At 71.1% G+C, this 12,776-nt stretch carries 12 protein-coding genes; all 12 read left to right on the top strand.

Annotated elements, in window-relative coordinates:
* The first annotated feature begins 97 nt into the window (after positions 1-97).
* The 12 genes from LPW41_RS14660 to LPW41_RS14605 all read left to right on the top strand — a co-directional run bounded on the left by LPW41_RS14660 (position 98) and on the right by LPW41_RS14605 (position 12,369).
* Positions 98-2,098, top strand: coding sequence for a DUF2264 domain-containing protein (locus LPW41_RS14660; RefSeq protein ID WP_230705251.1), 2,001 nt, complete (start codon positions 98-100; stop codon positions 2,096-2,098).
* A complete protein-coding gene (locus LPW41_RS14655) occupies positions 2,095-3,396 on the top strand; it encodes an ABC transporter substrate-binding protein (RefSeq protein ID WP_230705250.1) in 1,302 nt (433 codons plus the stop codon). The genes LPW41_RS14660 and LPW41_RS14655 overlap by 4 nt, the downstream gene beginning before the upstream one ends.
* 71 nt (positions 3,397-3,467) lie before the next feature.
* Positions 3,468-4,406 carry a carbohydrate ABC transporter permease gene (locus LPW41_RS14650; protein ID WP_230705249.1) on the top strand — a complete coding sequence of 313 codons (939 nt, stop codon included), beginning with the start codon at positions 3,468-3,470 and terminating at the stop codon, positions 4,404-4,406.
* The gene (locus LPW41_RS14645) at positions 4,406-5,323 is read left to right on the top strand and encodes a carbohydrate ABC transporter permease (RefSeq protein WP_230705248.1); all 918 of its coding nucleotides are present in this window, start codon (positions 4,406-4,408) and stop codon (positions 5,321-5,323) included. Before LPW41_RS14650 ends, LPW41_RS14645 begins: the two co-directional genes overlap by 1 nt.
* Positions 5,324-5,326: 3 nt before the next feature.
* Complete coding sequence (locus LPW41_RS14640; protein ID WP_230705247.1) at positions 5,327-5,998, top strand: ferredoxin-NADPH reductase; 672 nt, start codon at positions 5,327-5,329, stop codon at positions 5,996-5,998.
* Positions 5,999-6,014: 16 nt separating this feature from the next.
* Positions 6,015-7,184: a glycoside hydrolase family 88 protein gene (locus LPW41_RS14635; RefSeq protein WP_230705246.1), complete on the top strand. Its 1,170-nt coding sequence runs from the start codon at positions 6,015-6,017 to the stop codon at positions 7,182-7,184.
* Positions 7,181-8,041, top strand: a complete 861-nt coding sequence (locus LPW41_RS14630) for a fumarylacetoacetate hydrolase family protein (RefSeq protein WP_230705245.1) — start codon at positions 7,181-7,183, stop codon at positions 8,039-8,041. The genes LPW41_RS14635 and LPW41_RS14630 overlap by 4 nt, the downstream gene beginning before the upstream one ends.
* Positions 8,038-8,802: a 2-dehydro-3-deoxy-D-gluconate 5-dehydrogenase KduD gene (gene kduD, locus LPW41_RS14625; RefSeq protein ID WP_230705244.1), complete on the top strand. Its 765-nt coding sequence runs from the start codon at positions 8,038-8,040 to the stop codon at positions 8,800-8,802. The genes LPW41_RS14630 and kduD overlap by 4 nt, the downstream gene beginning before the upstream one ends.
* Positions 8,803-8,848: 46 nt before the next feature.
* On the top strand, positions 8,849-9,691 hold the full coding sequence (kduI, locus tag LPW41_RS14620; RefSeq protein ID WP_144834622.1) for a 5-dehydro-4-deoxy-D-glucuronate isomerase: 843 nt from the start codon (positions 8,849-8,851) through the stop codon (positions 9,689-9,691).
* On the top strand, positions 9,691-10,596 hold the full coding sequence (locus LPW41_RS14615) for a sugar kinase (RefSeq protein ID WP_230705243.1): 906 nt from the start codon (positions 9,691-9,693) through the stop codon (positions 10,594-10,596). The genes kduI and LPW41_RS14615 overlap by 1 nt, the downstream gene beginning before the upstream one ends.
* On the top strand, positions 10,593-11,216 hold the full coding sequence (locus tag LPW41_RS14610) for a bifunctional 4-hydroxy-2-oxoglutarate aldolase/2-dehydro-3-deoxy-phosphogluconate aldolase (RefSeq protein WP_230705242.1): 624 nt from the start codon (positions 10,593-10,595) through the stop codon (positions 11,214-11,216). Before LPW41_RS14615 ends, LPW41_RS14610 begins: the two co-directional genes overlap by 4 nt.
* A 106-nt stretch (positions 11,217-11,322) precedes the next feature.
* Positions 11,323-12,369, top strand: coding sequence for an NAD(P)-dependent alcohol dehydrogenase (locus LPW41_RS14605; protein WP_230705241.1), 1,047 nt, complete (start codon positions 11,323-11,325; stop codon positions 12,367-12,369).
* The last annotated feature ends 407 nt before the right edge of the window (positions 12,370-12,776 follow it).

The following is a 12,776-nucleotide window of genomic DNA, read 5'->3' as shown; positions in this document are numbered from 1 at the left end:
AGAAACATGTTGTGGTGTTCTTTTTTGGTTGATACGCTCGCCATCGTTCACTCACACCCGCGGGTGGACGACGGTCTTCAAAGGAGAACCCGCGGCGATGAACGCCCTCCCCCGCCTCGCCGGCGGCCAGCGCGACGACTGGCTCGCCGTCGCCGACGCGCTGCTCGGCGCCGCGCAGGAGCACGCGACGCCCGGCCACGGACGCATCCAGTTTCCCGGAGACGAGGGCGGCTACGGTCGCGACGTCGACGGCCTCGAAGGCTTCTCCCGCGTCTTCCTCCTCGCGGGTCTGCGCATCGCCGGTGCCGAGGGCCAGGGCGTCGACGACCTCATCGCCTTCTTCACGCGCGGCGTGCGCTCCGGCGTCGACCCCTCGGCCCCCGACCGCTGGGTGCGCATCGACGAGCACGCGCAGGCCAAGGTCGAGGCGGCCTCCCTCGCCCTGGCGCTCGATCTCACCCGCCCCTGGATCTGGGACCGGCTCGACGAAACCACCCGCACTCGGGTCATCGCCTATCTCGCGCCCGTCGTGGGCGACGACACCTACCCGCAGACCAACTGGGTCTGGTTCCGCATCGTGGTCGAGACCTTCCTCCGCTCGGTCGGAGGCCCCTGGTCGGCCGACGACATCGCCGCCGACCTCGACCGGCACGACTCGTTCGTGCGCACCGACGGCTGGCTCGCCGACGGCGAAGAGCGCGCGTTCGACCACTACGTCGGCTGGGCGCTGCACGTCTACCCGGTGCTGTGGCCGCGCATGACCGGCGCCGCCGAGCTCGCGGGCGGCCGCACCACGGCAGACGTCGCGCGTCTCGATCGCTTCCTCCTCGACGCCCTGCACCTCGTCGGCGCCGACGGCTCGCCCCTGCTGCAGGGCCGCAGCCTCATCTACCGGTTCGCCGCCGCGGCGCCGTTCTGGGCCGGCGTGATGGCCGAGGTTCCCTCGACCAGCCCGGGGCGCCTGCGCGGAGCCGCCGCACGCATCATCGACCACTTCACCGGGAACGGGGCTCCGGATGCCGAGGGCGTCCTCACCCTCGGGTGGCACGGTCCGTGGCGCGCGCTGGCGCAGTCGTACTCCGGCCCCGGTTCGCCGTACTGGGCGGTCAAGGGCCTGCTCGGCATCTGCCTGCCCGCCGACCACCCCGTCTGGGCCGCAGCCGACGAGCCGCTGCCCGTCGAAGAGGGCGACGACCTGCGCGCGATCGACGCGGCCGGGTGGATCGTCTCGGGCACGCGTTCCGACGGCATCGTGCGCGTGTTCAACCACGGCACCGACAAATCGCTCCCCGGCGCGCGCACCGCGGACTCGCCCCTGTACGCCCGCATCGGCTACTCGACCGCCACCTCGCCCCTGCTCGACGACCTCGCGTGGACCGAGTCGCTCGAGCAGTCCGCCGCGCTGGTCGACGCCGCCGGGCGGGCCACGCACCGCACCGCGCTCGAACCCCTCGGCGTGCGCGTCGTCGACGGCGTGGGCATCGCCTCGAGCGTGTCGGACGTGCACTGGGTCGAGCCCTCGCCCACCGGCCACCGCCACGGTGCGGGGCTCGCGGGCGAGATCCGTTCGGCGGGCCGCATGAGCGTGCACTCCCTCGTGCGCGGCCCGTGGGAGATCCGCATCGTGACGGTCGACGAGCTCTCCGACGACCTCGACGCGTCGGATCTGCGCCTGCGCATGGGCGGGTGGCCGATCGCGGCCGCCGAGCCCGCGCACCTCACCTCGACCGGCGCCGCCGAGGCGCGCGCGAACGACCGGGTCTCCGGCATCCGGGCCCTGGTCGACGACGCGACCTCGCAGGTGGTGGTCCGCCGCGACGCCAGCCCGCTCGGTGTCGTTGCGGCCGTGCCGGTGCTGTCGTGGGACGCGCGCGTCGGCGTTCCCTTCGCGGCTCTCGTCTCGCTGGCCGCCGAGCCGGTCGAGACCGTCGCGACCCTCGACCTCGACGAGATCACCGGGACCGCGCTGGTGACGTGGCCCGACGGGCTGCGCACGCGCACCCCCCTCACAGACTCCGGAGCCTCCCGTAGGGCGCACCGGCACTCTCGGGCCCGAAGCGGCGCCCGGAACGCAATCGCAAAGGAGCAGCACGCATGAAGCGCAAGATCATCGTCGCGACCGGGGTGGGCATCGTCGCCGCCCTGTCGCTGACCGCCTGCAGCGGCGGATCGTCCGAGGCGCCCGCCGAGTCGGGCCCCGTCACCCTGTCGATGTCGGGCTGGAGCCTCAGCACGACGCCGGAGTTCCAGGCCCTCGCCGATAAGTTCCACGAGGAGAACCCCGACATCACCGTCGAGGTCAAGGAATACGACGCGACCAACTACGACACCCTGATGACGGCCGACCTCGCCGCAGGCACCGGCCCCGACATCATCACGCAGAAGAACCTCAAGTCGTTCATCACCTACCAGGCCGGCAACCAGCTGGCCGACGTCTCCGACGTGAGCCTGCCCGACGGCATCGGCGGCGCCGGCGCGTTCCAGGTCGACGGCGCGACGTGGGCGGTGCCCTACCGCCAGGACTCGTGGGTGCTTTTCTACAACAAGGACCTCTTCACCCAGGCCGGCGTCGCCGAGCCCGACGGTTCGTGGACGTGGGACGACTACGAGAAGGCCGCGAAGGAGCTCACCACCAAGCTCGGCGCCGCCGGCTCCGCAGCCCTCGGCACGTACCAGCACAGCTGGCAGTCCACCGTCCAGGGCTTCGCCAACGCGCAGACCCCCGACGTGAACATCCTCGACGGCGAGTACGACTACATGAAGCCGTACTACGAGCGCGTGCTCGACCTGCAGTCGGCGGGTGCGCAGGTGGAGTACAACACCGTCACCGCCAACAAGCTGACCTACCAGGCCGAGTTCGGCAAGCAGTCCGCCGCGATGATGCCCATGGGCACTTGGTACGTCGCGACCCTCATCGCCCAGCAGGCCAAGGGCGAGGCCGACGCCTTCTCGTGGGGCTTCGCGCCCATCCCGCAGTTCGACTCCTCGACGACGAGCACCTCCGAGACCCCGGTGACCTTCGGCGACCCGACCGGCTTCGCCGTGAACAAGGCGGCGGATGCCACCAAGCTGGCCGCCGCGAAGAAATTCCTCGCCTTCGCCGCCGGTGAAGACGGCGCCCAGGTGCTCGCGGGTCTGGGCATCACCCCCGCGCTGACCAGCGAGTCCGTCGCCGACACGTATTTCGCCGTCAAGGGTGCTCCGACCGACGAACTGTCGAAGTTCGCCTGGTCGACGCACGACACCAAGCCGGAGAACCCCACCTCGGCCAAGACCGCGGCCGTGCAGAACATCCTGCTCGACCTGCACACCGCCGTGATGTCGGGGTCGACGTCGATCGACGACGCCATCAAGACGGCTCAGGACCGCGTGAAGAGCGAGGTCGGCGTCGGCTGACGCCACCCCCTGGTGGCCGGTCCGCTCCCGGGCCGGCCACCCCTGAGACCCCCTCGAGACCTGGAGACACCATGGCGACCATCGCCGACACCCGCAAGCGGGCGCTGAAGACCGGGCCGGACCGGCCGCGGAGCCGCTCCCGTCTGACGCTGCGCAGCACCCTCATCGGGTGGAGCTTCATCCTCCCCAACTTCGTGGGGTTCGCCGCCCTCACGCTCGTGCCCGTCGTGACGTTGTTCTACATGTCGATGACGAACTGGAACGTCTTCGGGTCGTCCGCGTTCGTCGGGATCGCGAACTTCCAGCGGCTCCTCGGCGACGGCAGCTTCCGCATCGCCCTGTTCAACACGCTGTACTACGCCGCTCTGCACATCCCGCTGACGATGATCGTCGCGCTGGGACTCGCCCTGCTGCTGAACAACAAGCTGCGCGGAGTCGCTTTCTTCCGCACCGCGGCGTTCTTCCCTTACATCACCTCTATCGTCGCGATCGCGGTCGTCTGGAACCTGCTCTTCAGCCCTGAGTACGGGCCCATCAACGAGATCCTGCGGTTCTTCGGCCTGCAGAACCCGCCGGGGTGGCTCACCTCGTCGGAGTGGGCGATGCCCGCCGTCGTCATCATCAGCACGTGGCGCGACATGGGCTACTACATGATCCTGTTCCTCGCGGGCCTGCAGACCGTGCCGCGCGAGTTGCACGAGGCCGCCCGCGTCGACGGAGCCAACGTCTGGCAGCGCTTCGTCAACGTCACGCTGCCGTGCCTGCGCCCGACGACCTTCTTCGTCACGGTGATGCTGACGATCAACTCGTTCAAGATCTTCGATCTGATCCTGGTGATGACCCAGGGCGGACCCGGCCAGTCGACCCTCGTGCTGTCGCAGTTCATCTACCAGAAGGGCTTCCAGGAGAACCAGTTCGGGTACGCCTCGGCGGCCTCGATCGTGCTCTTCCTCCTCTGCATCGTGGTGACCCTGGTGCAGTTCTTCATCAACAAGAAGCGGGACGCCTGATGACCGACCTCCTCGTTCCCGACGCCACCCGCACGCTCGTCACCGCGGGGGCGAAGCCGCCGCGCCGTCGTCCCGTCGCGGGGGCGAAGCGCCCCGCGCGCCGCATCGGCCGCGTCATCGGCTACGCCGTGATGATCCTCGCCGCGGTGGCGCTGCTCATGCCGTTCTTCTGGATGATCATGAGCTCGCTCAAGACGCCCAACGACGTCTTCAGCGCCCCCGTGAAGTGGTTCCCCGAGACGTGGGTGTGGAGCAACTACGTCGACATCTGGACGCAGTCCGGCATGCTGACGTGGATCCGCAACACGCTCGTGCTGGCGGTGGTCGTCACCTTCCTGCAGGTGCTGACCGGCTCGTTCGCCGCTTACGGGTTCTCGCGCATGCGCTTCCCGGGCCGCGATGTGCTGTTCCTCGTCTACATCGGCACGATCGCCGTGCCGTGGCAGTCGTACATGATCCCGCAGTTCATCCTGCTCTCCAACGCCAAGGTCTCGAACACCCTCTGGGCGATCATCCTGATCCAGGCGTTCGGCGCCTTCGGGGTGTTCCTGATGAAGCAGTACTACGACACCATCCCCGAAGACCTCTCCGAGGCTGCGCGGCTCGACGGACTGAGCGAGTACGGCATCTGGGCCCGCATCATGCTGCCTCTGTCGGTCCCCGCGATCGCGAGCCTCACGCTGCTGACCTTCGTGAACACGTGGAACGACTACCTCGGGCCGCTCATCTACCTGCGCAGCCCCGACCTGTGGACCATCCAGCTGGGGCTCCAGAGCTTTGTGAGCACCTTGTACGACGCCAACTACGCCCTGCTGTTCGCCGGGCTCACCATGTCGGTCGTCCCGATCGCGATCGTCTTCCTCTTCGGACAGAAGTACTTCGTCGAGGGCATCGCGACCAGCGGAATGAAGGGCTGAGCCGTGCGCCGCATCTCCCACGACACGTACGCGAGCGTCTTCGCGACGGTCTACCTCGGGCTGATCGTCAACGTGATGCTGGCCGTCGCGTGCGCGCCGTTCCTCATCGTCGCCATGACGACCGACCCCGCGGCATCCTGGCCGCTGCTGCTGCTGACCGCGCCCCTGTGCGCACCGGCGCTCGCGGGGGCCCTCACCGCGTTCCGTGCGCACGGCATGGGGGAGGGGCGCGTCGTGCGCGTCTTCTGGGCCGGATGGCGCCGGACCGCCGGCAAGTCGCTCGCGATCGGCGCTCTCGCCGCCGTCGTGGTGACGCTGGCGCTGATCGACGTGCGCGCCGTCGCCACGGCCTCGTGGGGCGTGCTCGTCGTGCCGTTGTGCCTGTGCGTCGTGCTGCTCGCGCTGGCCGTCGCGCCGGTCGCGCTGACCGCCCTGGTCGAGGCTCCCGGCACGCCGCTGCGCGTGCTGCTGTCGACGGCCGCGGTGTTCGCCGTACGCCGCTGGTATCTCAGCGCCGTCAGCCTGCTGGTGCTCGCGGGGCAGGCCGTGCTCTTCACGACCTCCCCTGCGCTGGCCCTGGGCCTGACGGCCGCCCCCGCTCTCTACCTGGTGTGGGCCAACGCCCGCTTCAGCCTCCGTCCCGTGCTGCCGGCCGACGCCGCCGTGGCCGTCTGACCTGAAGGATCCCCCGATGACGACCTCCCTCCCCACCGCTCGCGTGGACACCGACCGCGCGATCGCGCAGGTGCTGGCCACGGTGCGGGCCAACATCGACGCCTTCGGCGCGCGGTACCCCGATGACACGACCCGTGAGAACCGCTATCCGCTGCGCCCCGCCGTGCCCGGCTTCGCCGAGGGCGCGAACCGCGGCTGGACCACGAGCTTCTGGCCGGGCATGCAGTGGATCGCCTACGAGCTGACCGGCGACGACGTGTTCCGCGACGCCGCGCTCGGCCACGCCGCCGACTTCGGTCGCCGCGTGCGCGACGAGGACGACCTCGACACCCACGACCTCGGCTTCCTCTACACGCTGTCGTGCGTGGCGCCCGCGCGCCTCCTCGACGACGCCGAGGCCCGCGCGAGCGCCCTGTCGGCGGCCGAGCACCTCATGACGCGCTACCTGCCCTCGGCCGGGATCATCCAGGCCTGGGGCGACCTCGCCGACCCCGCGCAGCGCGGTCGCACGATCATCGACAGCCTCATGAACATGCCGCTGCTGACGTGGGCGGGCGAGCAGACCGGCGACCCGCGCTTCAGCGAGGTGGTGTCCCGGCACACGGCCGAGCTGCGCACGCGCATCCTGCGCCCCGACGGCTCGACCTTCCACACCTTCTACTGGGACGCCGAGACGGGCGAGCCGCTGCGCGGAGCGACCGAGCAGGGCGCGTTCGACGATTCGTGCTGGGCGCGCGGACAGGCCTGGGGCATCTACGGCTTCGCGCTGAACCACCGCGCCACCGGCGACGAGGCGCTGCTCGAGGCCTCCCGCACGTGCGCCGAGTACTTCCTCTCGCACCTGCCCGCCGACGACGTCCCCTTCTGGGACCTCGTGTACAACGACGGCGCCGAAGCCCCGCGCGACAGCTCCTCGGGCGCGATCGCGGTGTGCGGACTGTTCGAGCTGGCCGAGGCCGACCCCGAGAACGCGCCCCGCTGGCGCGCGGCGGCCGAGCGCATCCTCACCTCGCTCATCGCCCACTACACCCCGGCCAGGGCCGACGACGCCGACACCGTGCTGCTGCACAGCGTCTACGACCTGCCCAAGAACGTCGGCGTCGACGAGGGAACCCTCTGGGGCGACTACTTCTACTTCGAGGCGCTCGCGCGCGCCTCGCGTCCCGACTGGCGGCCCGTGTGGTGAGGCTCGCGCGCATCGACGGCGGCGCCGGCGAGCGGTCGGTGGCGGTCGTGGCGGGAGCGACCGGCGAACACGTGCTCGACCTCGGCCCGCGACCGCTGAGCGAGCTCTTCGCCGAGCTCGACGGCATCCGGGATCTGATCGAGACGACGGATGCCGAGACCCTGCCGACCCTCGACCCCTCGAGCCTGCGCGCGCCGGTGCGGCCGCGCATCCTCGCCTGCCTCGGGTACAACTACCGCGGTCACGTGCCCGACGGCGTCGACCCGACCACCGACGACCCGGCCACGCCCGACGTGTTCGTGAAGACGGTGAACACGCTCGGCGGGCCGAACGATCCCGTCGTGGTCCCCGCCGTCGCCGACGACGTCGACTACGAGGGAGAGGTGGCGGTGGTCATCGGGCGCCGCGCGCACGCCGTGCCTCTGGCCGAGGCGATGTCGTACGTCGCCGGGTACACCGTGCTCAACGACGTGTCCGACCGCTCGTGGCAGCGCAAGCAGAGCCAGTGGGCGCTCGGCAAGTGCTTCGACGGCTTCGCGCCCCTCGGCCCGTGGCTCGTGACCGCCGACGAGGTCGACCCGCAGGACCTGCTCGTCGAGGTCGTGCGCGACGGGGTCGTGACCGTCTCGCAGTCGACGGCGACGACCGTCTTCTCGGTCGCCTTCGTCGTGCATCACCTGAGCCAGGTCATGACCCTCGAGCCCGGCGACGTCGTCTCGACGGGCACGCCGCAGAAGCTCCCCGACGCCCAAGAGGCGCACCGGCCCCTCGCCCCCGGCGACGCGGTGACCGTGCGCATCTCGGGCCTCGGCGAGCTCACCACCACCTTCGTCGCACCCCCGGGAGACTCCGCATGATCCTCGACACCTTCCGCCTCGACGGCCGCGTCGCCGTCATCACCGGTTCGAGCCGCGGGCTCGGCCAGGGCGCGGCCCTCGCGCTCGCCGAGGCCGGAGCCGACCTCGTGCTGATCGACCGCGGCGACGCCTCGCACACCGCCGAGCTCGCGCGCGGCCTCGGGCGGCGCGTGCACACGGTGCAGCGCGACTTCGCCACGGCCACGCCCGCCGAGCTCGCCGCCGCGATCGACGAGGCCGCCGATGCCCTCGGCCGTGTCGACATCCTCGTCAACAACGCCGGCACGATCCGTCGCGCCCCCGCCGCCGAGCACGCGACGAGCGACTGGGACGAGGTCATGGCGGTCAACGTCGACGCGGTGTTCTACCTGTCGCAGGCCGCCGGTCGCCGCATGATCGACCAGGGCTGGGGGCGCATCGTCAACGTCGCCTCGATGCTGTCGTTCCAGGGCGGCATCCTCGTCCCGGGCTACGCGGCGAGCAAGCACGCGGTCGCGGGGCTCACCAAGGCGCTGGCGAACGAGTGGGCGGCATCCGGAGTCACCGTCAACGCGATCGCCCCGGGCTACATGGCCACCGACAACACCGCGCCCATCCGCGCCGACGCCGATCGCGAGGCGTCGATCCTCGCCCGCATCCCCGCCGCCCGCTGGGGCACCCCGGCCGACCTGCAGGGTGCCTTCGTCTTCCTCGCCTCCGATGCCGCCGCGTACGTCACCGGCGCGGTGATCCCCGTCGACGGCGGGTGGCTGGTCCGCTGACGCACGCCGCCGCCCGCCCCTTCCACCCCCGATCCAGGAGATTCGCATGACCGCCTCCATCCCCCAGCGCTACGCCACCCACCCCGAGCAGATCCCCGGCATGGACACCGCGCAGCTGCGCGAGCGCTTCCTCATCGACGACGTCTTCGTCGCCGGCGAGGTGCGCCTGACGTACACCCACCACGACCGCATCGTGCTGGGCGGAGCGGTGCCCGCCGGCTCGCCCCTGCCGCTCACGGGCTACCCCGAGATCCGCAGCGAGTACTTCCTCGAGCACCGCGAGCTCGGCATCGTCAACGTGGGCGGCGCCGGAACCGTCACCGCCGACGGCGAGGTGTACGAGCTCGTCACCGGAGCCTGCCTGTACCTCGGTCGCGGCATCCGCGACGTGGTCTTCGCCGATGGGGCGGATGCCGCGGGCGCGCAGTTCTACCTGTTCTCGGCCCCCGCGCACACGGCCTACCCCGCCGCCCTCGTCTCTCCGGGCGAAGGCACGGTCCGCGAGCTGGGCGACCAGCTCACGAGCAACCGCCGCACGCTCAACCAGTACATCCACGAGAACGGCGTGAAGAGCTGCCAGATCGTGATGGGTGTGACGCAGCTGCATCCGGGATCGATGTGGAACACCATGCCGGCCCACACCCACGACCGCCGCACCGAGTGCTACCTCTACTTCGACCTGCCCGAGGAGGCGCGCGTCGTGCACCTCATGGGCGAGCGCGAAGAGACGCGTCACCTCATCGTCGGCGACCGCCAGGCGATCATCTCGCCGAGCTGGTCGCTGCACTCGGGAGTCGGCACCGCCGCGTACTCGTTCGTGTGGGCGATGGCGGGCGAGAACCAGTCGTTCGACGACATGGATGCCGCGCCCATCACCGACCTGCGCTGATGAGTCCCGTGCTGCTCGCCGTCGGCGAGACGATGGCGATGCTCGCGCCCGCCGACGGGGCGGGAGTGGTCGAGGCGACCGGCTTCCTCGTCGACGCGGGCGGAGCCGAGTCGAACGTCGCCGCGCACGCCGCGGCCCTCGGCGTGACCGCACGCTGGTGGAGCCGCCTGGGCGTCGACGCACTCGGTGACCGCGTGCTGCGGCAGGTCGCGGGCCGTGGTGTCGACGTCTCGCTCGTCGAGCGCGACGCGGCGCACCCCACCGGGCTGTACGTGAAAGACCCGGGGCGCGGGGTGAGCTATTACCGCCGGGGCTCCGCGGCGTCGTGCTTCTCGAGGGCGGATGCCGCGACCCTGGCCCTCGACGGCGTCGACGTGCTGCACGTCTCGGGCATCACCGCCGCGTTGTCCGACACCGCGCGCGACTTCCTCGACGCCGCGATCGGCCGGGCGCGCGACGAGGGCGTCACCGTCAGCTTCGACGTGAACCACCGCGCCGCGCTGTGGTCGGCGGCCGAGGCCGCGCCCGTGCTGCGTGCCCTCGCCGCTCGGGCCGACCTCGTGTTCGTCGGCCGCGATGAGGCCGAGGTGCTCTGGGGTACTCCCACCGACGCCGACGTGCGCGCGCTGTTCCCCGAGGTCGCCGAGCTGGTCGTGAAGGACGGCGACGTCGGCGCGACGGTGTTCGCGGGCGAGGAGCGCGTCTTCGTCCCCTCGCTGCCCGTCGAGGTTCTCGACGCCGTGGGAGCGGGTGACGCCTTCGCCGGGGGATACCTCGCCGCGCGGGCGATCGGCGCCACGGCATCCGATCGCCTCCGCTCCGGCCACGAGCGCGCCGCGCTCACCCTCCGCACCTACGGCGACTCGCTGCACGACGCCATCCACCCCGACAGGACGCCCGCATGACCCCTCCCGATGCCACCGCCGCCTGGTTCGACGACACCTTCGCCTCCGCCCCGCTCATGGCGATCCTGCGGGGGATGGGCCGCCAGCGTTCGCTCGCGCTCGCCGCGACCGCGTGGGACCTCGGCATCGACAACGTCGAGGTTCCCCTGCAGACCCCCGCCGACGAAGAGGCCCTGCGCGCGGTGTGCGCCGCGGGAGCCGAGCGCCGGCGGATCGTCTGCGCCGGCACGATCATCGACCCCGCGCAGGTGCCGATCGCCGTCGCGGCCGGTGCACGCTACCTCGTCTCGCCCGGGCTCGACCCCGCTGTCGTCGCCGCGGCCCGAGCGCACGGCATCCCGATCCTCCCGGGCGTCGCGACCCCCAGCGAGGTGCAGCTCGCCGTCTCGCTCGGGCTGCGCTGGCTCAAGGCGTTCCCCGCGACCTGGCTGACCCCGGCGTGGTTCCGCGTGATCCGCGGACCCTTCCCCGACGTGCGGTTCGTCGCGACGGGCGGTCTCGACGCCGGCAACGTCGCCGACTACCTCGACGCCGGGGTGCGCGTGGCAGCCGTGGGCTCGGCCCTCGAGGACTCCTCGCAGCTGCCGCGCCTCGCCGCCCTGTTGTCGCCCGCCGCCTGAGGCCCTCCTCCTCTGACACTTCGCGCACATCCGTGCAAGCCCGTCCCTCGGCGGCGTCGGCGGGAGAAGATTGACCGTCCGCAACGATCCCCCACTGAGGAGACCCATGCACGTCAACGCCTACGCGGCGTCGTCCGCGACCTCACCCCTCGAGCCCACGACCATCGAGCGCCGCGACGTCGGCCCGAAGGACGTCCTGATCGACATCGCCTACGCCGGCATCTGCCACTCCGACATCCACACCATCCGCGGCGAGTGGGGCGACGTGCCCTACCCCCTGACCGTCGGCCACGAGATCGTCGGTACGGTCGCCGAGGTCGGTTCCGAGGTCACCAGCCACAAGGTCGGCGACCGCGTCGGCGTCGGCTGCATGGTCAACTCGTGCCGCGAGTGCGAGAACTGCCTCGCCGGCGAGGAGCAGTACTGCGAGAAGGGCAACATCGGTACGTACGGCGCGAAAGACGTCGACGGCACGATCACCCAGGGCGGCTACAGCGAGAAGATCGTCGTCGACGAGCACTTCGTGCTGCGCGTTCCCGAGTCGATCCCCTACGAGAAGGCCGCGCCGCTGCTGTGCGCCGGCATCACGACCTACTCGCCGCTGAACCACTGGAACGCCGGCCCCGGCAAGAAGGTCGCCGTCGTCGGTCTCGGCGGACTCGGCCACATGGCCGTCAAGATCGCCCACGCCATGGGCGCCGAGGTCACCGTGCTCTCGCAGACCCTCAGCAAGAAGGACGACGGCCTGAAGATGGGCGCCGACCACTACTACGCGACGAAGGACGACGAGACCTTCGACAAGCTCAAGAAGAGCTTCGACCTGATCATCAACACCGTCAGCGCCCCGCTCGACCTCAAGCAGTACCTGGGCCTGCTCGCCCTGAACGGCACGATGGTCAACGTCGGCGCCCCGCCGGAGCCGCTGCCCATCCAGGTCTTCACGCTGTTCACCAACCGTCGTTCCTTTGCGGGTTCGTCGATCGGTGGCATCCGCGAGACCCAGGAGATGCTCGACTTCTGCGCCGAGAACGGCATCGCGCCCGAGACCGAGCTCATCTCGGCCGACCAGATCAACGAGGCCTACGAGCGCGTGCTGAAGAGCGACGTGCGCTACCGCTTCGTGATCGACGCGAAGACCTTCGCCCCCGCCTGATCCCGGCTTCGGCCCCGGATGCCACGGCCCCGACGTTCTCCGGAGCGTCGGGGCCGCGGCGTTCCCGGCCCGGTCGGGCGTCCCGTCCCGTCCGGCCCCGCCCCTTACGGCGGCCCGCCCGCCCCGCCGGGTGCCGTCCTGCGGAGTTCGAGGCCGACACGCCGGTCTGCGGGCCCGGGGTCGCGGCGTGTCGCCGTCGACTCCGCACGACGGTTCCTGAGGGGGCGGTCGGCGCGGTGCCGTCCCCGTCCCGTCCCGGTCCCGTCCCCGTCCCGGTCCCGTCCCCGTCCCGATCCTCCCGCCGCCCCGCCGCCCCGCCGGGTGCCGTCCTGCGGAGTTCGAGGCCGACACGCCGGTCTGCGGGCCCGGGGTCGCGGCGTGTCGCCGTCGACTCCGCACGACGGTTC

This window comes from Microbacterium sp. JC 701 (genome assembly GCF_021026215.1).
GTDB lineage: Bacteria > Actinomycetota > Actinomycetes > Actinomycetales > Microbacteriaceae > Microbacterium > Microbacterium algihabitans.
Note: the sequence above shows the minus strand (reverse complement) of the source record. Positions and strands in the feature narration are given on the sequence as shown.

What these genes read in the sequence shown, in the direction of transcription:
- LPW41_RS14660 (WP_230705251.1), top strand. Translation starts at nt 98, where the DNA reads ATGAACGCCCTCCCCCGCCTCGCCGGCGGCCAGCGCGACGACTGGCTC.
- LPW41_RS14655 (WP_230705250.1), top strand. Translation starts at nt 2,095, where the DNA reads ATGAAGCGCAAGATCATCGTCGCGACCGGGGTGGGCATCGTCGCCGCC.
- LPW41_RS14650 (WP_230705249.1), top strand. Translation starts at nt 3,468, where the DNA reads ATGGCGACCATCGCCGACACCCGCAAGCGGGCGCTGAAGACCGGGCCG.
- LPW41_RS14645 (WP_230705248.1), top strand. Translation starts at nt 4,406, where the DNA reads ATGACCGACCTCCTCGTTCCCGACGCCACCCGCACGCTCGTCACCGCG.
- LPW41_RS14635 (WP_230705246.1), top strand. Translation starts at nt 6,015, where the DNA reads ATGACGACCTCCCTCCCCACCGCTCGCGTGGACACCGACCGCGCGATC.
- kduD (WP_230705244.1), top strand. Translation starts at nt 8,038, where the DNA reads ATGATCCTCGACACCTTCCGCCTCGACGGCCGCGTCGCCGTCATCACC.
- kduI (WP_144834622.1), top strand. Translation starts at nt 8,849, where the DNA reads ATGACCGCCTCCATCCCCCAGCGCTACGCCACCCACCCCGAGCAGATC.
- LPW41_RS14615 (WP_230705243.1), top strand. Translation starts at nt 9,691, where the DNA reads ATGAGTCCCGTGCTGCTCGCCGTCGGCGAGACGATGGCGATGCTCGCG.
- LPW41_RS14610 (WP_230705242.1), top strand. Translation starts at nt 10,593, where the DNA reads ATGACCCCTCCCGATGCCACCGCCGCCTGGTTCGACGACACCTTCGCC.
- LPW41_RS14605 (WP_230705241.1), top strand. Translation starts at nt 11,323, where the DNA reads ATGCACGTCAACGCCTACGCGGCGTCGTCCGCGACCTCACCCCTCGAG.